24 protein-coding genes are annotated in these 21,701 nt (G+C 66.7%); 20 read left to right on the forward strand and 4 right to left on the reverse strand.

Translation table 11 applies throughout. The features are described 5' to 3' along the window. Nucleotides 1-2 precede the first annotated feature (2 nt). Nucleotides 3-830, forward strand: coding sequence for a translation elongation factor Ts (tsf, locus tag JO236_RS17030; protein WP_293332844.1), 828 nt, complete (start codon nucleotides 3-5; stop codon nucleotides 828-830). 38 nt (nucleotides 831-868) lie between these two features. On the opposite strand, the gene JO236_RS17035 is transcribed toward tsf, so the two are convergent. After that, on the reverse strand, nucleotides 869-1,288 hold the full coding sequence (locus JO236_RS17035) for a MarR family winged helix-turn-helix transcriptional regulator (protein WP_293332847.1): 420 nt from the start codon (nucleotides 1,286-1,288) through the stop codon (nucleotides 869-871). 307 nt (nucleotides 1,289-1,595) lie between these two features. Here JO236_RS17035 and JO236_RS17040 point away from each other — a divergent pair, with 307 nt between their 5' ends. Together JO236_RS17040 and JO236_RS17045 are read left to right on the forward strand one after the other, a co-directional pair. Beyond that, nucleotides 1,596-2,147 carry an MPT63 family protein gene (locus JO236_RS17040; protein ID WP_293332850.1) on the forward strand — a complete coding sequence of 184 codons (552 nt, stop codon included), beginning with the start codon at nucleotides 1,596-1,598 and terminating at the stop codon, nucleotides 2,145-2,147. Nucleotides 2,148-2,235: 88 nt separating this feature from the next. Continuing rightward, nucleotides 2,236-3,171 carry a lysophospholipid acyltransferase family protein gene (locus tag JO236_RS17045; RefSeq protein WP_293332853.1) on the forward strand — a complete coding sequence of 312 codons (936 nt, stop codon included), beginning with the start codon at nucleotides 2,236-2,238 and terminating at the stop codon, nucleotides 3,169-3,171. A gap of 1 nt (nucleotide 3,172) precedes the next feature. Here JO236_RS17045 and JO236_RS17050 read toward each other — a convergent pair whose 3' ends face one another. Further along, nucleotides 3,173-3,916: a winged helix-turn-helix domain-containing protein gene (locus JO236_RS17050; protein ID WP_293332856.1), complete on the reverse strand. Its 744-nt coding sequence runs from the start codon at nucleotides 3,914-3,916 to the stop codon at nucleotides 3,173-3,175. A gap of 248 nt (nucleotides 3,917-4,164) precedes the next feature. After that, complete coding sequence (locus tag JO236_RS17055) at nucleotides 4,165-4,404, reverse strand: CsbD family protein (RefSeq protein WP_293332859.1); 240 nt, start codon at nucleotides 4,402-4,404, stop codon at nucleotides 4,165-4,167. Nucleotides 4,405-4,728: 324 nt separating this feature from the next. Between JO236_RS17055 and pyrH the strand changes: the two genes are divergently transcribed. The 8 genes from pyrH to JO236_RS17095 all read left to right on the forward strand — a co-directional run bounded on the left by pyrH (nucleotide 4,729) and on the right by JO236_RS17095 (nucleotide 11,021). After that, on the forward strand, nucleotides 4,729-5,487 hold the full coding sequence (pyrH, locus tag JO236_RS17060) for a UMP kinase (protein WP_293332862.1): 759 nt from the start codon (nucleotides 4,729-4,731) through the stop codon (nucleotides 5,485-5,487). A 131-nt stretch (nucleotides 5,488-5,618) separates the two neighbouring features. After that, nucleotides 5,619-6,176 (forward strand): ribosome recycling factor, encoded by a 558-nt coding sequence (frr, locus tag JO236_RS17065; RefSeq protein WP_293332865.1) that lies wholly within the window; start codon nucleotides 5,619-5,621, stop codon nucleotides 6,174-6,176. Nucleotides 6,177-6,207: 31 nt separating this feature from the next. Beyond that, nucleotides 6,208-7,116 (forward strand): phosphatidate cytidylyltransferase, encoded by a 909-nt coding sequence (locus tag JO236_RS17070; RefSeq protein WP_293332868.1) that lies wholly within the window; start codon nucleotides 6,208-6,210, stop codon nucleotides 7,114-7,116. A 13-nt stretch (nucleotides 7,117-7,129) separates the two neighbouring features. Continuing rightward, the gene (gene rlmN, locus JO236_RS17075; protein WP_293332871.1) at nucleotides 7,130-8,218 is read left to right on the forward strand and encodes a 23S rRNA (adenine(2503)-C(2))-methyltransferase RlmN; all 1,089 of its coding nucleotides are present in this window, start codon (nucleotides 7,130-7,132) and stop codon (nucleotides 8,216-8,218) included. A 105-nt stretch (nucleotides 8,219-8,323) separates the two neighbouring features. Then, nucleotides 8,324-8,809 carry a protein disulfide oxidoreductase gene (locus JO236_RS17080; RefSeq protein WP_416362271.1) on the forward strand — a complete coding sequence of 162 codons (486 nt, stop codon included), beginning with the start codon at nucleotides 8,324-8,326 and terminating at the stop codon, nucleotides 8,807-8,809. Then, nucleotides 8,806-9,657 carry a cytochrome c biogenesis CcdA family protein gene (locus JO236_RS17085; protein WP_293332875.1) on the forward strand — a complete coding sequence of 284 codons (852 nt, stop codon included), beginning with the start codon at nucleotides 8,806-8,808 and terminating at the stop codon, nucleotides 9,655-9,657. The genes JO236_RS17080 and JO236_RS17085 overlap by 4 nt, the downstream gene beginning before the upstream one ends. A gap of 48 nt (nucleotides 9,658-9,705) precedes the next feature. Continuing rightward, nucleotides 9,706-10,197, forward strand: coding sequence for a histidine kinase (locus JO236_RS17090; RefSeq protein ID WP_293332877.1), 492 nt, complete (start codon nucleotides 9,706-9,708; stop codon nucleotides 10,195-10,197). A 17-nt stretch (nucleotides 10,198-10,214) separates the two neighbouring features. Then, the gene (locus tag JO236_RS17095) at nucleotides 10,215-11,021 is read left to right on the forward strand and encodes a DUF4097 family beta strand repeat-containing protein (protein ID WP_293332879.1); all 807 of its coding nucleotides are present in this window, start codon (nucleotides 10,215-10,217) and stop codon (nucleotides 11,019-11,021) included. On the opposite strand, the gene JO236_RS17100 is transcribed toward JO236_RS17095, so the two are convergent. Next, nucleotides 11,014-11,268, reverse strand: a complete 255-nt coding sequence (locus tag JO236_RS17100) for a DUF2631 domain-containing protein (RefSeq protein WP_293332881.1) — start codon at nucleotides 11,266-11,268, stop codon at nucleotides 11,014-11,016. The genes JO236_RS17095 and JO236_RS17100 overlap by 8 nt on opposite strands. Before the next feature lie 73 nt (nucleotides 11,269-11,341). On the opposite strand from JO236_RS17100, the gene dxr reads away from it, so the two are divergent. From dxr to JO236_RS17145, 9 genes are all read left to right on the forward strand, one after another. After that, nucleotides 11,342-12,511, forward strand: coding sequence for a 1-deoxy-D-xylulose-5-phosphate reductoisomerase (gene dxr, locus JO236_RS17105; RefSeq protein WP_293332883.1), 1,170 nt, complete (start codon nucleotides 11,342-11,344; stop codon nucleotides 12,509-12,511). Between the two features lie 7 nt (nucleotides 12,512-12,518). Next, the gene (locus tag JO236_RS17110; protein WP_293333197.1) at nucleotides 12,519-13,733 is read left to right on the forward strand and encodes a M50 family metallopeptidase; all 1,215 of its coding nucleotides are present in this window, start codon (nucleotides 12,519-12,521) and stop codon (nucleotides 13,731-13,733) included. 22 nt (nucleotides 13,734-13,755) lie between these two features. Then, nucleotides 13,756-14,925, forward strand: coding sequence for a flavodoxin-dependent (E)-4-hydroxy-3-methylbut-2-enyl-diphosphate synthase (gene ispG, locus JO236_RS17115; RefSeq protein ID WP_293332885.1), 1,170 nt, complete (start codon nucleotides 13,756-13,758; stop codon nucleotides 14,923-14,925). A 58-nt stretch (nucleotides 14,926-14,983) separates the two neighbouring features. Then, entirely contained in the window at nucleotides 14,984-15,838 is an 855-nt protein-coding gene (locus JO236_RS17120) for a GNAT family N-acetyltransferase (protein ID WP_293332887.1), read from the forward strand. Between the two features lie 85 nt (nucleotides 15,839-15,923). Next, nucleotides 15,924-17,747, forward strand: coding sequence for a penicillin-binding transpeptidase domain-containing protein (locus JO236_RS17125; protein ID WP_293332889.1), 1,824 nt, complete (start codon nucleotides 15,924-15,926; stop codon nucleotides 17,745-17,747). A 57-nt stretch (nucleotides 17,748-17,804) separates the two neighbouring features. Further along, nucleotides 17,805-18,407 carry a DUF1707 SHOCT-like domain-containing protein gene (locus JO236_RS17130; protein WP_293332891.1) on the forward strand — a complete coding sequence of 201 codons (603 nt, stop codon included), beginning with the start codon at nucleotides 17,805-17,807 and terminating at the stop codon, nucleotides 18,405-18,407. A gap of 103 nt (nucleotides 18,408-18,510) precedes the next feature. Further along, on the forward strand, nucleotides 18,511-19,368 hold the full coding sequence (gene map / locus JO236_RS17135; protein ID WP_293332893.1) for a type I methionyl aminopeptidase: 858 nt from the start codon (nucleotides 18,511-18,513) through the stop codon (nucleotides 19,366-19,368). A 142-nt stretch (nucleotides 19,369-19,510) separates the two neighbouring features. Then, nucleotides 19,511-21,022, forward strand: coding sequence for a cobyric acid synthase (locus tag JO236_RS17140; protein WP_293332895.1), 1,512 nt, complete (start codon nucleotides 19,511-19,513; stop codon nucleotides 21,020-21,022). A gap of 91 nt (nucleotides 21,023-21,113) precedes the next feature. Further along, a complete protein-coding gene (locus JO236_RS17145) occupies nucleotides 21,114-21,665 on the forward strand; it encodes an alpha/beta hydrolase (protein WP_293333200.1) in 552 nt (183 codons plus the stop codon). Nucleotides 21,666-21,701 lie beyond the last annotated feature (36 nt).

Raw genomic sequence — 21,701 nt, forward strand, 5'->3', positions numbered from 1 at the left:
CATTGGCGAACTTTACCGCTGCCGACGTCAAGCGACTTCGGGAACTGACCGGTGCCGGAATGCTCGACTGCAAGAACGCGCTGGCAGCAACCGACGGTGACTTCGACAAGGCCGTCGAGGCACTACGGATCAAGGGTGCCAAGGACGTCGGCAAGCGTGCCGAGCGCGCCACGGCCGAGGGCCTGGTCGCCGCAAGGGGTGGCGCGCTAATCGAGCTCAACAGCGAGACCGACTTCGTCGCCAAGAACGCGGAGTTCCAGAAGCTGGCCGACGCGGTGGTCGCGGCGGCTGCCGAGGCCAAGGCCGCCGACGTCGACGCACTCAAGGGAGCTTCGATTTCCGCCAGCCAGACGACAGCTACCGTCGAGCAGGCCATCGCCGACCTATCGGCGAAGATCGGCGAGAAGCTCGAACTGCGCCGCGTCGCGTTCTTCGACGGAACCGTCGAGACCTACCTGCACAAGCGCGCGGCCGACCTGCCGCCCGCGGTGGGCGTGTTGGTCGAATACCAGGGCTCCGACGCAGAGGCCGCGCACGCCGTGGCTCTGCAGATCGCCGCGCTCAAGGCCCGCTACCTGTCCCGCGATGACGTGCCCGAGGACGTGGTGGCCAGCGAGCGCCGCATCGCCGAGGAGACCGCGAAGGCCGAGGGCAAGCCGGAACAGGCGCTGCCCAAGATCGTCGATGGCCGCCTGAACGGGTTCTTCAAGGACGCGGTGTTGCTCGAGCAGCCGTCGGTGTCGGACAGCAAGAAGACCGTGAAGGCGTTGCTCGACGAGGCCGGCGTGACGGTGACGCGCTTTGTGCGCTTCGAGGTGGGCCAGGCTTAGGCGCTCGCATGCGATGCGTGCACGCCGACGCCGTCCGGCTAGCCGGATCCAAGCCGGCCGAGCATTCTTTTGAATTCGCGTTGCTGCGCATCGGTCAACTTGGACAGGATGTGGGCGTCTGCGACGCGGACCGCGGCCTCGGCGCGCCTCAGCAGGGCGCGTCCCTGACTGGTCAGTGTGGCGGGTAGCGCGCGTCCCGAAGACACCGACTCGGGCCGTTCCACCACGCCGTTGTCTTCCAGCTTGCGCAGCACGGTGTTCATCGCCTGCGGCGTGACGCTTGTGTGCCTTGCTAATTCCGCGCTGGACAGCCCCGGACTCAGCGAAAGCATACGCAGGCAAACGAATTCGGGAAGAGTGAGGCCGAGCGGCCGCAACATCGCGGAAACCTCCGGCCGCAGAACAGCTGCCACGCGATAGAGCAAGTAACCCAACGGAGCGTCGTCGTTGTGACCCATGTCAATGATATTGACATACGAGGTGGGCCGTGTGGCGCGAGGAAACGCTTTTAGCCACTGGACTAATCACCAGTTGTCCGTGATTACAGCGGTCTAATGGGGGCAATGATACCGATGTTAACAATGGTGCGAATCGTGCTGTGGCCCAAACTAAATCCAGCGGTTATCGCAGGTAATGCGGCCGCCGTTAACAATTCATCGACATCAGTGTTTGAGCCAGCGATGGTTTGGTTATGCCGAACGGGTGCGGTTTATCGCCCTGCCAAAGTGGGCGACTGCTAACAACACGAGAAGAAAAGGAGTTACCGTGAAGTTCACCACTACTGCCGCTAAGACGGCTCTTGGTGCCGCGGGTATAGCGGCGGTAAGCGTTTTCGCCGCCGGAACAGCCTCGGCTGCACCGAACATCCAAGGATTCGGGGCCAGCGAATCGCTAGTCGACGGGCCATTGGTTACCGCCTACACGGTGAGCAACCTGCAGCAGAGCACCATTGCTATTCCCGGTTACACGCCGAAGGGGACGCTCTACCAGGCAGACATCACGGTCAGGTCGGACGGCGGAACCGTTACCCCTATGGTGCGAGACTTCAGTGCTCGCGGGCCTAACGGCCAGACGTACCGTCTGATCGACAAGGTCGAGGTTCCGAATGGCCTGAACCCGGCCCCGATCGCGCAAGGCAACGAGTCGACCGGCACGCTGTACTTCGACGTGACCGGCGCGCCGCCGAATGGGATCGTCTACAACGACGGACTGCAGGACATCCTGATGTGGACGTCGAACGTGCCGGGGTCCGTGGCGCCCAGTGCGCCGACCTCAAGCCCGGCACCGGGTGCGCTGCCTAGCCCGGCACACACCTAAACCCGGTTTGACATACCTCCCCGCGCCACGGCCCGTGGCGCGGGGAGGTGCACGCTTGGGGACGACCGTAGCGGGGTATGCAACGGCCATGAGTGACGCCGATCACAGGACAGCCGCTGTGCGCGCGCAGGCCGAGCAGCACGCCGAACAGGCGCGGGCGACGATGCGCGACCGACGTGATGAACAGGAAGGTGGGCTCGCCGGCTGGGTCGCCAAGCGCGCGGGCGAATGGGACCTCGACGGCCAGGACGAGAAAACGCTTCAGCGGCAGAAGTTCTTCTGGAATCTGCTCGTCGACTACTGGTTCCGGATGGAGATAGACGGCTGGGACAATATTCCCGACCCGCCGGCGTTGTTGATCGGCATTCATTCCGGCGCTCCATTTGTCTGGGACGCGTGGACCGTGGGTCTGCAATGGTGGCGGCGATTCGGTCCGGCGCGCCCGTTGCACGGCACGGCTCACGATTCGTTGATGGCGATTCCTGGCATCGGGCGGTACTTCCGATCGATGGGGGTGCTTCCCGCCGCGCCCGACGCGATTGCCACAGCGCTGGCGGAGGGGCGGGACGTGGCGTTGTGGCCCGGCGGGGAGGTGGACTCACTGCGTCCGTGGACCGAGCGCGACCGGGCCAACCTCGCGGGTCGAAAAGGCTTCGTGAAGATGGCGATTCGCGCCGGCGTGCCGATCGTGCCGATCGCGACCGTCGGTGGTGCCGACGCGATGCCGGTGCTTATCCGCGGTGATTGGCTGTCGCGGGTTCTGCGACTCGATCGCCTGTTCCGGCTCAAGGTGTTCCCGCTGGCTATCTCGTTGCCGTGGGGGATTGCCCCGGCCGCCCTGCCGCAGCTCCCGTTGCCGGCAAAGATCAGGACCCGCTTCATGCCCGCCATAGAGGTGGATAACGATGCTGCACGCGCCGATGACGACGAATACATCGACGGCAAGTACCGCGAGGTCCAGGACAGCATTCAGTGCGGAATGGACGCGCTGGCACGCAGAAGGGCGCTGCCCGTTTTCGGATGAGTCACTGCGCGACGGAGTCTGGCGCCGGTGCCGATGCCCAGGCAGGACTCAGGACCGGATCACCGGCGATCCACCGGGGCTGGGGCGGGGTCACCGCCATGTAGCCGACGCCGCGCACGGTCTCCACGATCGATTCGTGCCCGCTGCCGAGCTTGCCGCGCAGGCGGCGCACGTGAACGTCGACCGTACGGACCTGACCACTGGAGTCGTAGCCCCAGACCTCGTGCATCAACCGGGTTCGAGTGAACGCCCGACCGGCATGCTGCACAAGGAAATTCAGCAATTTGAACTCGGTGAGTGTGAGGTTGAGATCGCTGCCCGCGAGCGTCGCACCATAGCTCGCCGGGTGAAGGACTAGGTCACCGAACTGCAGCGAGCCCTCTTGCGCGTTGCGCCGACGGGCGATCGCCAGCCGTAGCCGAGTCTGCAACTCGGCGGCGCAGGCGGCGGCCAGCAACACGTCGTCGAAGTTCCAGTCGACGTCGACGGCTACAAAGTCCTCGGGCGCTACGACGGCCACCACGGCGATGGCCGGAGCGGTCGCGGCCAGCTGACGGCATGCGCGGCGCGCCGCCGTGAGATCGCTGCGTGCATCGATGATCGCGACATCCACGCTTTGCAGATGACCGTCCGGCCGGTCTTGGTCGTCGGCCAGGGATTCACGGCGGACCGACTCCGCGAACGACCGCAGCGTCGGCAACACCGCCTCGAAATCGGCTTCATCCGTAAGTAATAGAGCGTCCAAGTCGACATCTCCCAACCCTCGCGGGCTCGCCCGCTGCCCCCCTTAGGCGTAGGTCACCTCCGCGGAGGTGCCTGCAGTACTGCGCTGTTGTACCCCTTTGAACGCGGAACTATTCCAACTGTGTCTAGTTGGCATTTGTCGACAAGCCCCACTGCGCCGGGAGCTCCCGCACGCAGATTTGCTCAAGATGAGCCTACAAATCGATGGACCCGGTCCGTTTCCAGACCGGGCCCACCATTTCCGACGAGCTATTGGTTGGACTTCTGGCGTTCCTCCGCGACCTTGGCGCTGCCGCGCGCCGCCTCTGCTTCGGCTTCCTTCTTTGCCGCATCCCGCTGTGCCTCGGCCTTGTCCTGCTGGGCCTGGCCCTCGCGGGTGAGGTCATCTTGACCTGTCACCGCGCCAACGGCCTCCTTGACCCGGCCCTTGACGTCCTCAACGACGCCCTTCACGGCCTCGGCAGGTCCCGATTTGTTGTCGTCCGCCATGAAATTCCTTTCCGTCGATAGCCTCTGATGGCTGAGCGCCTCGCGCTCAGGGCCGATCTTAGCTATCGGCCGGTGCGCGGTGCGTCCCGGTCCTTGTTTCTCAAAACCGTGGATCGCGTGAAAACTCACAGATCGCGGTGCGCCGCGTGGGAGCGGATTCCCGCCCCGCCGGAGCCTCAAACATCCCACTGGTGATCTCGCTGGCGCCTACTCCAACTGCGCAGACACTGCACCCCGCCCACGGCGCAGCGCGACAATGAGGCAGGATGTGAAGGGCCGTCCTGGGGGTGGTCGCCGAGATGGCACTCTCATGCGAGGAGTCTGATGACGGAGTCTGATGTCGGGCGCAGCACCAACGGCGTGCAGGCGTCTTCACCGTCCAGATATTCGCGAGTACTGCTCAAGCTCGGTGGCGAGATGTTCGGTGGCGGCCAGGTCGGGCTTGACCCCGATGTCGTAGCGCAGGTCGCCCGTCAGATCGCCGAAGTGGTCCGCGGTGGCGTGCAGGTCGCGGTCGTGATCGGCGGCGGCAACTTCTTCCGCGGCGCGCAACTGCAGCAGCGCGGCATGGAGCGCACCCGGTCGGACTACATGGGCATGCTCGGTACTGTGATGAATAGCCTTGCGCTGCAAGACTTCCTGGAGAAGGAAGGCATCGCCACCCGAGTTCAGACCGCGATCACCATGGGCCAGGTCGCCGAACCATATATTCCGTTGCGGGCCGTTCGTCACCTGGAGAAAGGTCGGGTGGTGATTTTCGGCGCCGGCATGGGGCTGCCCTACTTCTCGACTGACACGACGGCCGCGCAGCGGGCCCTGGAGATCGGCGCGGACGTGGTCCTGATGGCAAAGGCGGTCGACGGGGTGTTCGCCGAGGATCCGCGGGAAAACCCGGAGGCCGAACTGCTCACCGCGATCAGTCACCGTGAGGTGATCGATCGCGGCCTGCGAGTGGCCGACGCGACCGCATTCAGCCTGTGTATGGACAATGGCATGCCGATTCTGGTGTTCAATCTGCTGACCGATGGGAATATCGCCCGTGCGGTCGCCGGTGAGAAAATCGGAACGCTGGTCACCACTTGAGGAGGAGCGGCGCTGGCGACGATGCAGAGCGTAGCGATGAGGTGGGGCACCTCCCGCTTGCGGGGAATAGCGGCGGCAATGATTCGCGCTGGCGACGATGCAGAGCGTAGCGATGAGGAGGAGCGGCGCAGATGATAGATGAGGCTCTCTTCGACGCCGAAGAGAAAATGGAGAAGGCCGTGTCGGTGGCGCGGGACGATCTGTCGACCATTCGGACCGGCCGGGCGAACCCCGGTATGTTCTCGCGGATCGCCATTGACTACTACGGCGCCACCACCCCGATCACGCAGCTTGCCAGCATCAACGTCCCCGAGGCGCGCCACGTCGTCATCAAGCCGTACGAGACCAGCCAGCTGCATGCCATCGAGACCGCGATTCGCAACTCCGACCTCGGCGTGAACCCCACCAACGACGGCACCCTGATCCGGGTGGCGGTGCCGCAGCTCACCGAGGAGCGCCGGCGCGAGCTGGTCAAACAGGCCAAACATAAGGGTGAGGACGCCAAGGTCTCGGTGCGCAACATCCGTCGCAAAGCGATGGAGGAACTGCACCGCATCCGCAAGGACGGCGAGGCGGGGGAGGACGACGTCGGCCGCGCGGAGAAGGATCTGGACAAGACCACACATCAGTACGTGACCCAGATTGATGAGTTGGTCAAACACAAAGAAGGCGAGTTGCTGGAGGTCTAGCGGCCGCTCAGCAGCTAAGTCCGTTTAGTCCGTGGCTACCACCGATGCCGGCGCCGGCAATCCGCCCGACGAGCCGGGGCAGGAAACGGCCAAGAAAAAGTCGCGGGCGGGTCGCGACCTGCCCGCCGCCATCGCGGTCGGTGCGGGCATCGGCGCCGTCCTCATCGCGGCGTTGGTGTGGGCGCCGCGCTTCTGGGTGGCGTTCTGCGCTGGAGCGATCCTGATCGCCAGCCACGAGGTGGTGCGGCGCCTGCGGGAAGCCGGGTATCTGATTCCGGTCATCCCACTGCTGATCGGCGGGCAGGTGACCGTCTGGCTGACGTGGTGGTTCCACGCCGTCGGCGCCTTGGCGGGATTCGGCGGCATGGTCGTCGTCTGCATGATCTGGCGGCTGCTCATGCAGGCCCGCGGGCAGGACGGGGCGGCAACCGGCCCGCCGTCGTCGAGTGACTATTTGCGCGATGTGTCGGCCACCGTGTTTTTGGCTGCGTGGGTGCCGCTGTTCGCGTCGTTCGCCGCGTTGCTGATCTATCCGCCGAACGGCTCGGCGCGGGTATTTTGCATGATGCTCGCGGTCGTGGCGTCCGACGTCGGCGGCTACGCCGTGGGGGTGTTATTCGGCAGACATCCGATGGTGCCGATGATCAGCCCGAACAAGTCCTGGGAGGGGTTTGTCGGGTCCCTGATCTGCGGGATCACGACGACAATCCTCACCACGACGTTGCTGGTCCACAAGGCGTGGTGGGTCGGCGCGCTGCTGGGTGTTCTGTTCGTGCTCACCACCACGCTGGGCGACCTGGTGGAGTCGCAGGTCAAGCGCGATCTCGGGATCAAGGACATGGGCCGGCTGCTGCCCGGTCACGGCGGCCTGATGGATCGCCTCGACGGCATCCTTCCTTCTTCGGTGGCGGCCTGGACAGTGCTGACGCTGTTGCCCTGATACTGGACAGATCATGGTCCAAGAGTTGATGTTCGAGGCACCCCGGCGCGGCAAGCCGCCGCGCCACCTGGCCGACCTCGACGCGGAGGGCCGCGCGGCCGCCGTCGTCGAACTGGGCCTCCCGGCGTTCCGGGCCAAGCAGCTTGCGCACCAGTATTACGGCCGCCTGATCGCCGATCCGCGCGAGATGACCGACCTACCGGCAGCCGTCCGCGGCCAGATCGCGCAGACGATGTTCCCGACGCTGCTCTCGCCGGCAACGGAAATCACCTGCGATGCCGGCGAGACGCGAAAGACGTTGTGGCGGGCTATCGATGGCACCACCTTCGAGTCGGTGCTGATGCGCTACCCGAAACGCAATACGCTATGCATTTCCTCGCAGGCCGGCTGCGGCATGGCCTGCCCCTTCTGCGCCACCGGCCAGGGCGGTTTGAACCGAAACCTGTCGACCGCCGAAATCCTCGAACAGGTGCGTCACGGCGCGGCGGGGCTGCGCGACGGCTACGGTGACCGGCTGTCCAACGTGGTCTTCATGGGCATGGGGGAGCCGCTGGCCAATTACGCCAGGGTGGTCGCGGCGGTGCAACGCATCACCGAACCTTCCGGCTTCGGCATATCGGCGCGCTCAGTGACGGTATCGACGGTGGGACTGGCACCGGCGATCTGCAAACTCGCCGACGAACGGCTCGGGGTGACGTTGGCGTTGTCGCTGCACGCACCCGACGACGAACTGCGTGACACGCTCGTTCCCGTCAACACCCGTTGGAACATCGGCGAGGCGCTGGACGCTGCGCGGTACTACGCCGATTGCACCGGTCGGCGGGTGTCCGTCGAGTACGCGTTGATCCGCGAGGTGAACGACCAACCCTGGCGGGCCGACTTGCTCGGCAAACTGCTGCACCGGGCGCTGGGCGCGCTGGTTCATGTCAACCTGATCCCGCTCAACCCGACCCCGGGCAGCCGGTGGGATGCCAGCCCAAAGCCGGCCGAGCGCGAGTTCGTGCGGCGGGTTCGCGCCAAAGGGGTGTCGTGCACCGTGCGCGACACCCGCGGCCGCGAGATCAGCGCCGCTTGTGGGCAGCTGGCGGCGGAAAGCCGGTAAACAGCGCGCCGGCTGAACCGCTGTGCCGGGTAATACGTCTTCAAGGCGTAACCCTTAGCAAATGAGGTCAGCCCAATGATTCTTCGCACGTCCTTAACCAGCAGAGTGGTTGCCGCGGCAGCGGCGGCCCTGGTCGCCCTAGTCCTGATCCTGGCGCTGGGCACCGCGCCGCGAGCCCAGGGCGCCGACGATCGTCTGCAGTTCGCCGGCACCACCCTGAGCGGCGCCCCCTTCAACGGCGCAAGCCTGCAGGGCAGGCCTGCGGTGCTGTGGTTCTGGACGCCGTGGTGTCCCTTCTGCAACGCCGAGGCGCCCGGCGTCGGCCAGGTCGCGGCGGCCAATCCCGGCGTCACCTTCGTCGGCATCGCCGCACATTCGGACGTCGGCGCAATGCAGAGTTTCGTATCGAAGTACGGCCTCAACTTCACCAACCTCAATGACGCGGACGGCTCAATCTGGGCCCGCTACAACGTGCCCTGGCAACCGGCGTATGTGTTCTATCGCGCCGACGGTTCGTCGACGTTCGTGAACAACCCCACCTCGGCCATGTCCCAGCAGGAGCTGTCCGGCCGGGTGGCCGCGCTGAAGTGAACCAGGGACTGATCGGTCTGGCCTTTGCCGCCGGGTTGGTGGCGGCGCTGAACCCGTGTGGCTTCGCCATGCTGCCGGCGTACCTGCTTCTTGTGGTGCGCGGCGAACGGTCTCAGGGCCTGGCGCCGCTGGGCCGCGCGCTGGCCGCCACCCTCGGAATGGCGCTCGGCTTCCTGACGGTGTTCGGCTTGTTCGGGGCGCTGACCATAGCGGCGGCCACAACGGTGCAGAAGTACGTGCCGTACGTGACGGTGCTGATCGGCGTATTGCTTGCCGCCCTTGGTCTTTGGTTACTTTCGGGCCGAGAGATCACTGCGCTGACGCCTCGCCCACTGGGCGTGCGCTGGGCGCCCACCTCACGGGTGGCGTCGATGTACGGCTACGGCGTCAGCTATGCGATCGCGTCGCTGTCATGCACCATCGGACCGTTTCTCGCGGTTACCGGGGCGGGCCTGCGGGCCGGCTCGCCGGCCGAGGGGCTCTCGATCTACCTTGCCTACACCGCGGGCCTGACGCTGGTCGTCGGGGTGCTGGCCGTCGCGGCCGCGACCGCAAGCTCGGCGCTGGCCAAGCGCCTGCGCCGGGTGTTGCCGTTCGTCAACCGGATCAGTGGCGTGCTGCTGGTGCTGGTCGGGTTTTACATTGGCTACTACGGCGTCTACGAACTGCGGCTCTTCGGCGGTTTGGTGGCGAATCCGCACGACGGCGTGATCACCGCCGCCGGCCGCGTGCAAGGCGCGCTGGCCGGCTGGGTGCACCAGCATGGCGGGTGGCCGTGGATTCTGACACTGTTCGCGCTGATCGTCGGGTTGCTCGCGACTTCGTGGTATCGACGGGTGCGACACTGACACCATTAGGTCTTGCAGATGACATCAATATAGTGTCATCATGACACTATGGATTTGCAACCATACGTCGACGCGGTCCGTCACGAGCTGAACCTGGCCGCCGCGGCCGCCGGCGTGGACGCGCAGGACTTGGCCGACCGGCTGAGTGCCCCCCTGGAGTCGGCCATCCGGCTGGCACTGCTGGAAGCGCTGTCGGCGGCCGCCGAAGAGATCACCGGCGAACTGGCACCTCGATCCGTCGAGGTTCGCCTGCGGGGCCGTGATCCGGAGTTCATCGTCAGCGCCCCGATCGACGAGCCGGCCTGGGAAGACCCCGCCGACGCGGACAAGGTGTTCATTGCTCAATACGACGACGACGGCGGCACCTGGCGGGTGACCCTCCGCCTCCCCGAGGGTCTGCGGGCGTCCGTCGAGGCCGCCGCCCGCAGGGAGGGCGCCTCGCTCAACTCCTGGCTGGTGCGCGCCGCCGCTGCCGCCAGCCAGCCCGCATCCCACCCCACCCGTAGCACCGGCCACCGGATAACCGGTTGGGTGCGCTGATTCCCAAGGAGAAAGAAATGCCGACCTTCCCGACTCCCGAGCCGATCGCCGTGCGCATCGAAGCCGGCGGTGGCTCGATCCGACTCGTCGCGACTGACCGCACCGACACCGTCGTCGAGGTGCGCCCGCGCGACGAATCGTGTAGCTCCGACGTCTGGGCGGCGGAGCACACGCGCGTGGAGTTCCGCAACGGCAAGCTGGACGTGACCGCCGCGAGGTGCGGCTTACCCCTCTTCCGAGGCGGGGCCGTCGACCTTCACCTCGCGCTGCCGTCGCGGTCGCGGTTGCACGCCTCCTTGGCGTCGGCCGATTTGCACGCCGAGGGGGAATTCGCCGACGTCAAGGTGGCCGGGGCAAGCGGCGACGTCGACATCGACGTCGTCACCGGAAAGCTCAAGGCCGCCAACGCATCTGGATCTTTGACCGTCCGCCGGGTCGAGGGTGGCGTCTCAGTCGCGACCGCATCGGGTGACGTGACTATCGGCGATCTCGACGGTGATCTGAAGTTCAAGGCAGCCAGCGGCTCGCTCGCCGTCGCCCGGCTGTGTGGCGACGTGAAAGCGCGCTCTGCCTCGGGATCGGTGACGCTTGCCACGGCCATCTGCGGTTCGGTATCGGCGCACACCAGCAGCGGTAATGTCACGCTCGGGGTGAGCGAGGGCACCGCGGTCCGGCTCGACATCGTCACCGGATCTGGTGTCGTCACCAACGACCTGCGGCCGTCGGACGGCCCAGAGCGGGGCGACCAAACGCTGGCCCTACAGGTGCGCAGTGGCTCCGGAGACGTCAGCATCCATCGTGCTGAGCAGGTAGCTGCTACCTGAGCCAGCCGCGGCGTCGGCCCCACAAGTCGCGCACGAGCACAACGAGCACGAACGCGGCGAATCCGATCAGGAACCAGTCCTCGATGTGACCGACATGGTTGCCGCGCAGCATCGCCAGCAGAAAGAGAAACGCGAACGCGCCCACGCCGTGCCAGGTGCGGTGATTGATTCTGCTCCACCCCCACGCTGCCGACGGCACCTCAGCGGCGTCGACACCGCTGAAGGGCTCCACCTCGGTACTGGCCACGGCGATTCCTTTCGGAGACGTTCGCAACATTCTGGCACACGCTCGGCATTGCAAAGCGGGGCACAATGTGTAGGTGACCAAACAGACCGCCGAGCGCGTACGGGTGCTGGTCCTGGGCAGCACCGGATCGATCGGCACCCAGGCGCTGGAGGTCATCGCCGCCAACCCCCACCGGTTCGAGGTGGTGGGGCTGGCGGCCGGCGGCGGCAACCCGGAGACGCTCCTGCGCCAGCGTGCCGACACGGGCGTGAACAACGTCGCCGTCGCCGACGATCGTGCAGCCGAGATCGTCGGCGACGTCCCGTTCCGCGGACCCGACGCGGCCACCCGGTTGGTCGAGGAGACCGAGGCCGACGTCGTGCTCAATGCGCTGGTCGGGGCGCTGGGATTGCGGCCTACGCTGGCCGCGCTGGAGTCGGGCGCCCGATTGGCGCTGGCCAACAAGGAATCGCTGGTTGCCGGCGGTCCGCTGGTGCTGCGCAGGGCGCGGCCCGGCCAGATCGTGCCCGTCGACTCCGAACATTCCGCGCTGGCCCAGTGCCTCCGCGGCGGCAGCCCCGACGAGATCGCCAAGCTGGTGCTGACCGCCTCGGGCGGTCCGTTTCGGGGTTGGTCAGCCGCCGACCTAGAGCACGTCACGCCGGACCAGGCCGGTGCCCATCCGACCTGGTCGATGGGGCCGATGAACACGCTGAACTCCGCCTCGCTGGTCAACAAGGGGCTCGAGCTCATCGAGACTCACCTGCTGTTCGGCGTGGACTACGACCGCATCGAAGTCGTCGTGCACCCCCAGTCGATTGTTCATTCGATGGTCACCTTCATCGACGGTTCGACCCTGGCCCAGGCCAGCCCGCCGGACATGAAACTGCCCATCGCGCTGGCGCTCGGCTGGCCGCACCGGGTCGCCGGCGCGGCCGCGTCCCTCGACTTCTCTACCGCTTCGACCTGGGAGTTTGAGCCGCTGGACAGCGACGTGTTCCCCGCCGTCGATCTAGCCCGGCAGGCCGGCAAGGCCGGCGGTTGCTTGACTGCCGTCTACAACGCCGCCAATGAAGAAGCCGCGGCGGCATTCCTGCAGGGCCGGATCGAATTCCCCGCCATCGTGGGCACTATCGCCGAGGTATTGCGCGCTGCCGACCAATGGGCCGTCGAACCCGCTACCGTGGATGACGTACTCGAAGCGCAGCGCTGGGCCCGCCAGCGAGCGCAGCGCGCCTCCGGAATGGTTTTGGAAAGGTCCTGACGGCAAGATGATGTTCGCTCTCGGCATTGTGCTGTTTGCGCTGGCCATCCTGATCTCGGTCGCGCTGCACGAATGCGGCCACATGTGGGCCGCACGCGTGACCGGCATGAAGGTGCGTCGGTATTTCGTCGGCTTCGGTCCCACGCTGTGGTCGACCCGGCGCGGTGAAACCGAATACGGCGTCAAGGCCGTTCCGGCCGGCGGCTTCTGCGATATCGCCGGCATGACCTCGGTCGAGGAGCTGGCACCCGACGAGACCGAGCGCGCGATGTACAAGCAGGCGACGTGGAAGCGCGTTGCCGTCTTGTTCGCCGGGCCCGGCATGAACTTTGTGATCTGCCTGGTGTTGATCTATGTCGTCGCGATCATCTGGGGACTGCCCAACCTGCATCCTCCGACCAACGCGGTAATTGGCGAAACCGGTTGTGTTGCACCGGAAATGACCGCAGGTAAGCTGGACAAGTGTGACGGTCCCGGTCCGGCGGCACAGGCCGGAATCCGAACCGGGGACGTGGTGGTCAGGGTCGGTGACACCCCGGTGTCCAGTTTCGACGAGATGGCCGCCGCGGTGCGCAAGCAGCACGGCACCGTTCCGGTCGTCGTGCAGCGCGACGGCAAAACAATTACTACGTATGTTCAGGTCGAACCGACCCGCCGCTGGGTCGCCAACGGGCAGGGCAGCCAACCTCAACCCGCCACCGTGGGGGCCATCGGCGTCGGTGCTCCCAGGCTTGCGCCCACGCAGTACGGTCTCTTCTCCGCCGTGCCCGCTACCTTCGCATTCACCGCCGATCTGACCGTCCAGGTGGGCAAGTCACTGGTCACGATCCCGACCAAGGTCGGTGCGCTGGTGCACGCCATTGGCGGCGGACAGCGTGACCCGCAGACGCCAATGAGTGTCGTCGGCGCCAGCATCATCGGTGGTGACACCGTGGATCACGGTCTGTGGGTGGCGTTCTGGTTCTTCCTGGCGCAGCTGAACCTCATCCTGGGGGCCATCAACCTGGTCCCCCTGCTGCCGTTCGACGGCGGCCACATCGCCATCGCGGTGTTCGAGAAGATCCGCAATGCCATCCGCTCGGCTCGCGGCATGGTCGCCGCGGCGCCGGTGAACTACCTCAAGCTCATGCCGGCGACTTACGTGGTGTTGGTGTTTGTGGTCGGGTACATGCTGTTGACCGTGACCGCCGATCTGGTCAACCCGATCAGGCTGTTTCAGTGAGCCATGCTGAGGAGCGGCGCCAATGACCATTGGCCTGGGCATGCCGCAGCCGCCGGTGCCAACTCTCGCCCCTCGACGCACCACGCGCCAGCTCATGGTGCGCGATGTCGGGGTCGGCAGCGACTATCCGATCTCGGTGCAGTCGATGTGCACCACCAAGACCCATGACGTCAACTCGACGCTGCAGCAGATCGCCGAACTGACCGCAACCGGCTGTGACATTGTCCGGGTTGCGTGCCCGCGGCAGGAGGACGCTGACGCGCTGGCGGAGATCGCCCGGCACAGCCAGATCCCGGTGATCGCCGACATCCACTTCCAGCCGAAGTACATCTTCGCCGCCATCGACGCCGGCTGCGCCGCGGTGCGGGTAAACCCGGGCAACATCAAGGAATTCGACGGACGGGTCGGCGAGGTCGCCAAGGCAGCCGGGGAGGCCGGCATCCCGATCCGGATCGGCGTCAACGCCGGCTCGCTGGACAAGCGATTCATGGAGAAGTACGGCAAGGCCACCCCCGAGGCGCTGGTCGAGTCGGCGCTGTGGGAGGCGTCGCTGTTCGAGGAGCACGGCTTCGGCGACATCAAGATCAGTGTCAAGCACAACGATCCGGTGGTCATGGTCGCCGCCTACGAACAGCTCGCCGCGCGCTGCGACTACCCGCTGCACTTGGGCGTCACCGAGGCGGGTCCCGCGTTTCAGGGCACGATCAAGTCGGCAGTCGCGTTCGGCGCGCTGCTGTCCAAGGGCATAGGTGACACCATCCGGGTGTCGCTGTCGGCGCCGCCGGTCGAAGAGGTCAAGGTCGGCACCCAGATCCTGGAGTCGCTGAACCTGCGGCCACGTTCGCTCGAGATCGTGTCCTGTCCGTCCTGCGGCCGCGCCCAGGTCGACGTCTACACCCTGGCCAACGAGGTGACCGCCGGGTTGGACGGCCTGGACGTACCGCTGCGGGTGGCCGTGATGGGCTGCGTCGTCAATGGCCCGGGTGAGGCCCGCGAGGCCGACCTGGGCGTCGCGTCGGGCAACGGCAAGGGCCAGATCTTCGTCAAGGGCGAGGTGATCAAGACCGTCCCCGAAGCCCAGATCGTCGAGACGCTGATCGAAGAGGCCATGCGACTCGCCGGCGAAATGGGTGAAGGCGAGGGGACGGAAGAAGGAACACCGAGCGGTTCGCCTGTTGTGACCGTAAGCTGATGGGGGCCAATCAAGTCACGTTCTAGGTTGTCGGTTCGCTACCACAGAGAGTTCTGAGATGTCGGCTGCGCCCATCTTTCGCCTGATTGGCGAGCGACGGGTGTCCGTGGTGCGTGATGCCGCAGCCGTGTGGCGGGTACTCGACGACGATCCGATCGGGTCTTGCATGGTCGCCGCCCGGGTTGCCGACTATGGCATCGACGCCAATTCGATTGGCGGAGAGCTGTGGACGCTTCGTGGCGCACAGGAGTCCCTGTGCTTTGCCGGCGCTAATCTCATCCCGCTGCGCGGCGGTCTGATCGATCTCAACGCTTTTGCCGACGAGGCGATGAGCGCATCGAGGCGCTGTTCGTCGCTGGTGGGTAGGGCCGACTTGGTATTGCCGATGTGGCATCGGCTGGAGTCGGCCTGGGGCCCGGCGCGCGACGTGCGTGACAACCAGCCGCTGATGGCACTGACCGCCCACCCGAATTGCGCGCTCGACACAGGCGTGCGTCAGGTGCGGCCCGACGAGCTGGACGCCTACCTGGTGGCCGCCGTTGACATGTTCATCGGCGAGGTGGGCGTCGACCCGCGCCTCGGCGACGGAGGTCGTGGCTATCGTCGTCGGGTCGCCAGCCTGATCGCGGCCGGACGTGCGTGGGCCCGCTTCGAGCACGGGCAGGTCGTCTTCAAGGCCGAGGTGGGATCGCAGTCGCCGACGGTCGGTCAGATTCAAGGGGTCTGGGTTCATCCGGAGTGGCGCGGCCTGGGGTTGGGCACCACCGGCACCGCAACGCTGGCGGCGGTGATCGTCGGCACGGGCCGCATCGCCAGCCTGTATGTGAACAGCTTCAACGCGGTGGCCCGGGCGGCCTACGCCCGCGTCGGCTTCAGGGAGGTCGGCACGTTCGCGACGGTCCTGTTGGACTGACGCGCGCGAAAGTACGCGTTCGTAACGGTTGCATCTCGGTGTGTCTGCGCCGGTGTGTAGGCCACAGTTCTTAACATCAGCACCGATGGCAACTCGAACAACACTGGCCTCAACTGCCGCCTGCGTCTTGCTGCTGGTGGCTTTCGCCCTGACGGGGTGTACCCCGCGGCCTGAGGGGCCGGGTCCGGCAGCCGAAAAGTTCCTCGCCGCGTTGTCCGTCGGCGACACCGCATCGGCTGCCCAGGCCAGCGACAGCCCCAACGAAGCGCGGGCAGCGCTTAACGCCGCCTGGGCCGGACTGCAGGCCACCCACCTGGACGCGCAGGTTCTCAGCACGAAGTACGCGGAGGACACCGGCACCGTGGCCTATCGCTTCACCTGGCATCTGCCCAAGAACCGAACCTGGAGCTACGACGGCCAGCTGAAGATGGCCCGCAACGAGGGGCACTGGCAGGTGCGTTGGACCGCCACCGGGCTGCATCCCAAGCTGGGGGAGCATCAGACCTTCGCGCTGCGGGCCGACCCGCCGCGGCGCGCCTCGGTGAACGAGTTGGGCGGTACCGACGTGCTGGCGCCGGGCTACCTGTACCACTACTCGCTGGACGCCACCGCAGCCGGGCCCGCGTTGATCGGAACGGCATTCGCCGTGGTTCAGGCCCTGCACCCGTTCAATCCCGCGCTGGACGCGCTCAACGACCCGCAGCTGCTCGCCGAGCGGGCCAGCTCCTCGACCCAACCCGTGGACCTGGGGGTCACGCTGCACCCCGAAGACAACGACAAGGTCTTTCCGGTGATCGGCCAGCTGCCCGGCGTGGTGATCACGCCGCAGGCCGACGTGCTGCCGACCGATCCGCACTTCGCCCCGGCCGTCGTCGCCGAGATCAAGAAGGCCGTGATGGACCAACTCGACGGCCAGGCCGGTTGGCGGGTGGTCAGCGTTAACCAGAATGGCGTCGACGTCGCCGTGCTGCACGAGGTCGAGCCGTCGCCGGCACCGTCGGTGTCGATCACCCTGGACCGGGTCGTGCAGAACGCCGCGCAACACGCGGTGGACACCCGGGGCGGCAAGGCCATGATCGTCGTGATCAAACCGTCGACCGGGGAGATCCTGGCGATCGCACAGAACGCCGGGGCCGACGCCGACGGGCCGCTGGCCACCACCGGCCTGTATCCACCCGGGTCGACGTTCAAGATGATCACGGCAGGCGCGGCCATCGACCGCGACATGGCCACCCCGAGCACCATGCTGGGCTGCCCGGGCCACATCGATATCGGCCACCGCACCATCCCCAACTACGGCGGGTTCGACCTGGGCGTGGTGCCGATGTCGCGGGCCTTCGCGAGTTCGTGCAACACCACCTTCGCCGAGTTGAGCAGCAGACTGCCGCCGCGCGGCCTGACCCAGGCGGCCAGCCGGTACGGGATCGGGCTGGACTATCAGGTGGATGGCATCAGCACCGTGACCGGGTCGGTCCCGCCGACGGTAGACCTGGCCGAGCGCACCGAGGACGGCTTCGGCCAGGGCAAAGTGCTGACCACCCCGTTCGGCATGGCGCTGGTGGCGGCCACGGTGGCCGCCGGCAAGACCCCGGTTCCGCAGCTGATCGCGGGCCGGCCGACGACGGTCGAAGGGGACAACACCCCGATTTCCCCGAAGATGATCGACGCGCTGCGGCCCATGATGCGGCTGGTGGTGACCAACGGAACCGCCAAGGAGATCGCTCGCTGTGGCGAGGTGTACGGAAAGACCGGTGAGGCCGAGTTCCCGGGTGGATCGCATTCCTGGTTTGCCGGGTATCGCGGTGATCTGGCGTTCGCGGCGCTGATCGTCGGGGGTGGCAGCTCGGAGTATGCGGTGCGGATGACCAGGACCATGTTCGAGTTGCTGCCGCCTGGCTATCTCGCGTAGTGGCGACCGCAAGCGCGGCGGCAGCCGGGCCTGCGGAGCAGCGGGTAAATTGCGAGCATGACGGATACCGGCGGCGACCGCGCGGCTCCGGCGGCACTGAGGGTCTCCGACGCCGACCGCAACGGGACCATGCGGCGACTGCACAACGCCGTCGCGCTGGGACTGATCGACATCGACGAGTTCGAGCAGCGCTCGTCGCGGGTTTCCTACGCGCGCACCCGAATCGAGCTCGACGGTCTGGTCGGCGACCTGCCGGGCCCGGGCGCGATCGTCACGTCCGCAACCGATCGCGTCGAGTTGCGCGGCTGGGCCGGCTCGCTGAAGCGGCACGGCGAATGGACGGTCCCCACGCGTCTTGCGTTGGTGCGACGGCTGGGGTCGATCGACCTGGACCTGACGAAGGCCCGGTTCGCCGGACCGGTGGTGGTCATTGAGCTCGACATGAAGTTCGGCTCACTGGACCTCCGACTCCCCGACGGCGCCAGCGCCTCGCTCGACGACGTCGAGGTCTACGTGGGCAGCGCCAGCGATCGCCGCAAAGATCCGCCGGCGGATGGCCGGCCGCACGTGGTGTTGACGGGCCAGGTGACCTGCGGCTCCGTGGTCATCCGCGGACCGCACCGGGCATTTCGACGTCGGCTGGGCAGATTCGCCGGTTGACTCTGCGCCCAGGGTGCAAAAGTGCGAGAAGACCCCGCCCTCAGCGCAGAACCAACGCCTCGACGGCGCGTCGCCCGCACGGCCACACCCGTAAGCTGACGGGATGCCTGTTCGTACCGCGCTTTCTCCCGGCGTGCTGTCTTCGACGCTGCCGGTGCCCAGCCTCATCCCGCGTCCGGAATACGTCGGGAAGTCAACGGCGCAGGAGGGCACCGAGCCGTGGGTGCAGACGCCCGAGGTGATTGAGAAGATGCGCGTCGCCGGCCGAATCGCCGCGGGCGCGCTAGCCGAGGCGGGCAAGGCCGTCGCACCCGGCGTCACCACCGACGAACTCGACCGGATCGCGCACCACTACATGGTCGACCATGGCGCCTACCCGTCGACCCTGGGCTACAAGGGTTACCCGAAGTCGTGCTGCACGTCGCTCAACGAGGTCATCTGCCACGGCATACCGGACTCGACGGTGATCGCCGACGGCGACATCGTCAACATCGACGTCACCGCCTACATCGACGGGGTGCACGGCGACACCAATGCGACGTATCTGGCCGGCGATGTCTCCGAGGAGCACCGGCTGCTCGTCGAGCGGACCCGTGAGGCGACGATGCGGGCAATCAACGCCGTCAAACCGGGCCGCGCCCTGTCGGTTATTGGCCGCGTCATCGAATCGTATGCAAACCGGTTCGGATACAACGTGGTTCGCGACTTTACCGGCCACGGCATCGGCACCACGTTCCACAACGGCCTGGTTGTGCTGCACTACGACCAGCCGTCCGTGGCGACCGTCCTGCAGCCGGGAATGACGTTCACCATCGAACCGATGATCAACCTCGGTTCGCTGGACTACGAGATCTGGGACGACGGCTGGACCGTGGTCACCAGAGACCGCAAGTGGACCGCGCAGTTCGAGCACACGCTGCTGGTCACCGATTCCGGCGTCGAGATCCTGACATTGCCGTGACGCCCCCGGCGCGAGCTGCCGCGAGGTCCCCGGCGCGAGCTGCCGTGAGGCCCCCGGCCGCGAGGTCCCCGGCGCGAGCAGACGCAAAAGCACCATTTTCGGCCCGAAAATGGGGGCTTTTGCGTCTGCTCGCCGTAGCAGGGTGAGCGGCGCGCTGCTGGTCGCGGGCACCAGCTCAGACGCGGGGAAGTCCGTGGTGGTGGCCGGGCTGTGCCGGTTGCTGGCATGCCGCGGTGTGCGGGTCGCACCGTTTAAGGCGCAGAACATGTCCAACAATTCGATGGTCACCGTCGAGGGCGGGGAGATCGGGCGAGCGCAGGCGATCCAGGCCCGGGCGGCGGGCCTGGAACCCAGCGTGCGGTTCAACCCCGTCCTGCTCAAACCGGGCAGTGACCGGACCTCGCAGCTGGTGATCCGTGGGCACGTCGCCGAATCGGTCACCGCGGCCGGCTACCACCAGCATCGGGATCGGCTCGCGGGCATCGTCAACACCGAATTGTCTTGTCTGCGTAAGGAATTCGATGCGGTGATCTGCGAGGGCGCTGGTTCGCCGGCCGAGATCAACTTGCGGGCGACGGATCTGGCCAACATGGGACTGGCCAGGGCGGGCAACCTGCCGGTAGTCCTGGTCGGCGACATCGACCGCGGCGGCCTGCTGGCTCACCTGTTCGGGACGGTCGCGGTGCTCGAACCCGACGACCAAGCGTTGATCGCGGGCTTCATCGTGAACAAATTCCGCGGCGACCCCACCCTGCTGCAACCGGGCCTAAAGCAACTGCAAGCCATGACCGGTCGACCGACGTACGGCGTGCTGCCCTACTCCGACCAGCTCTGGCTGGACGCCGAGGACTCGCTGTCGGTGATCGCGCACCGCGTCGTCGGAACGCCGGCGCCACCGCGCGGCGACCAGTGGTTGCGCGTGGCCGCGGTCCGGCTGCCCCGGATCTCCAACTCCACCGATGTCGAGGCGCTGGCCTGCGAACCGGGTGTGCTGGTGCGCTGGATCACCGAAGCCGCCGATCTGGCCGACACCGACCTGATCGTGATCCCGGGCAGCAAGTCTACCGTCGCCGACCTGACCTGGCTTCGCGAGCGTGGGCTGGCGGATGGGATCGTCGAGCACGCGCGGGCGGGCAAGCCGGTCCTGGGTCTGTGCGGGGGGTTCCAGATGCTCTGCGAACGCATCGAGGACGCCGTCGAGTCCGGGGCCGGGACGGTCGAGGGGCTGGGGCTGTTCGACGCCGATGTCGTGTTCGCCGCGGACAAGGTGTTGCGCCGCTGGCAGCTGCCGTTGAGCGGGTACGAAATCCATCACGGCCGCCTGGCGCGCAGCGCCGATGCGGCGTGGTTCGAGGTCGATTCTGAGGCCGGGCCGCAGGGAATAGTTCGCGGCCCGGTTTTCGGCACCCATTGGCACGGCCTGCTCGACAACGACGATTTCCGCCGCGCCTGGCTCGCCGAGGCGGCGAAGGCGGCCCACAGGACCGGATTCGTCGTCGCCGACGATGTGAGCGTGTCGGCGCGCCGCGACGCGCAACTGGATCTGATCGCCGATTTGCTAGCGGCCCATCTCGACATCGACGCGCTCAGCGGCCTGCTGAGCGGCGGACCGCCGCGGCGACCGTATGTCGTAAGCACTTTGCGCCAGGGTTGAACCGGCGCCGGCAAAACTGGCAGAGCCGTGAGAACGCACGAAAACCATCCCCAAGCAGGACCATTGCCGGTAGCTTGCGAAAGTGCCCACGATGATGACCACGCTCGACGGGTTTCCGGTTCCAGTAGGCGTCAGCGGTCCGGAAAAGGGCGTCGTCGTGGTCATTCTCGGTGCCGAGCACCGCGCCCCCGCCGCCTACGACGCGGTGTGCGAACGTTTGCATACCGCCGCGCTCCGGACCGTCGTTATCGCCCCCGAGCCGCGGCTGACGCCCAAGTCGGTGATCGGCATCCTCGACGTCCTGGGAATCGGCTGGGCGGTCGTTGTCGGCGACCGCGCCGGCGGCGAACTCGCCTGGCAGCTCGCCGCGACCAGGGTGGGCAGGTTCGTCGGATTGGTGGTGATCGACCGCGGACACCCCCGCGCGCCCGACGCCAACGGTGTGATCGGCGACAGCGAATGCCCGCCGGTGGAGGTCGGCACCACCGTCTTGACCAGCTCGGCCGCCGCACGGGCGGTGGCCCGCGAAAGCCAGCGGTTCGTGTACGCCGACTACCGCGTCGTCGAGCTCGGGCGACGCAACGCGCAGGAATCCACCGCCCAGCTGGCCGCCGAGATCGTGTTGCGCACCAGTACCTGGTAGACCCTGGTTGACTAACGGTCATGGGCCACGAGAAAA

Source organism: Mycobacterium sp., from assembly GCF_019247635.1.
Classification (GTDB): Bacteria; Actinomycetota; Actinomycetes; order Mycobacteriales; family Mycobacteriaceae; genus Mycobacterium.

Bases quoted from the DNA above. Each gene is read 5' to 3' on its own strand.
- JO236_RS17035 (WP_293332847.1), bottom strand. From the start codon at position 1,288: ATGGGTCACAACGACGACGCTCCGTTGGGTTACTTGCTCTATCGCGTG.
- JO236_RS17045 (WP_293332853.1), top strand. From the start codon at position 2,236: ATGAGTGACGCCGATCACAGGACAGCCGCTGTGCGCGCGCAGGCCGAG.
- JO236_RS17055 (WP_293332859.1), bottom strand. From the start codon at position 4,404: ATGGCGGACGACAACAAATCGGGACCTGCCGAGGCCGTGAAGGGCGTC.
- pyrH (WP_293332862.1), top strand. From the start codon at position 4,729: ATGACGGAGTCTGATGTCGGGCGCAGCACCAACGGCGTGCAGGCGTCT.
- frr (WP_293332865.1), top strand. From the start codon at position 5,619: ATGATAGATGAGGCTCTCTTCGACGCCGAAGAGAAAATGGAGAAGGCC.
- rlmN (WP_293332871.1), top strand. From the start codon at position 7,130: ATGGTCCAAGAGTTGATGTTCGAGGCACCCCGGCGCGGCAAGCCGCCG.
- JO236_RS17090 (WP_293332877.1), top strand. From the start codon at position 9,706: ATGGATTTGCAACCATACGTCGACGCGGTCCGTCACGAGCTGAACCTG.
- JO236_RS17095 (WP_293332879.1), top strand. From the start codon at position 10,215: ATGCCGACCTTCCCGACTCCCGAGCCGATCGCCGTGCGCATCGAAGCC.
- JO236_RS17110 (WP_293333197.1), top strand. From the start codon at position 12,519: ATGATGTTCGCTCTCGGCATTGTGCTGTTTGCGCTGGCCATCCTGATC.
- ispG (WP_293332885.1), top strand. From the start codon at position 13,756: ATGACCATTGGCCTGGGCATGCCGCAGCCGCCGGTGCCAACTCTCGCC.
- JO236_RS17120 (WP_293332887.1), top strand. From the start codon at position 14,984: ATGTCGGCTGCGCCCATCTTTCGCCTGATTGGCGAGCGACGGGTGTCC.
- JO236_RS17125 (WP_293332889.1), top strand. From the start codon at position 15,924: ATGGCAACTCGAACAACACTGGCCTCAACTGCCGCCTGCGTCTTGCTG.
- JO236_RS17130 (WP_293332891.1), top strand. From the start codon at position 17,805: ATGACGGATACCGGCGGCGACCGCGCGGCTCCGGCGGCACTGAGGGTC.
- map (WP_293332893.1), top strand. From the start codon at position 18,511: ATGCCTGTTCGTACCGCGCTTTCTCCCGGCGTGCTGTCTTCGACGCTG.
- JO236_RS17145 (WP_293333200.1), top strand. From the start codon at position 21,114: ATGATGACCACGCTCGACGGGTTTCCGGTTCCAGTAGGCGTCAGCGGT.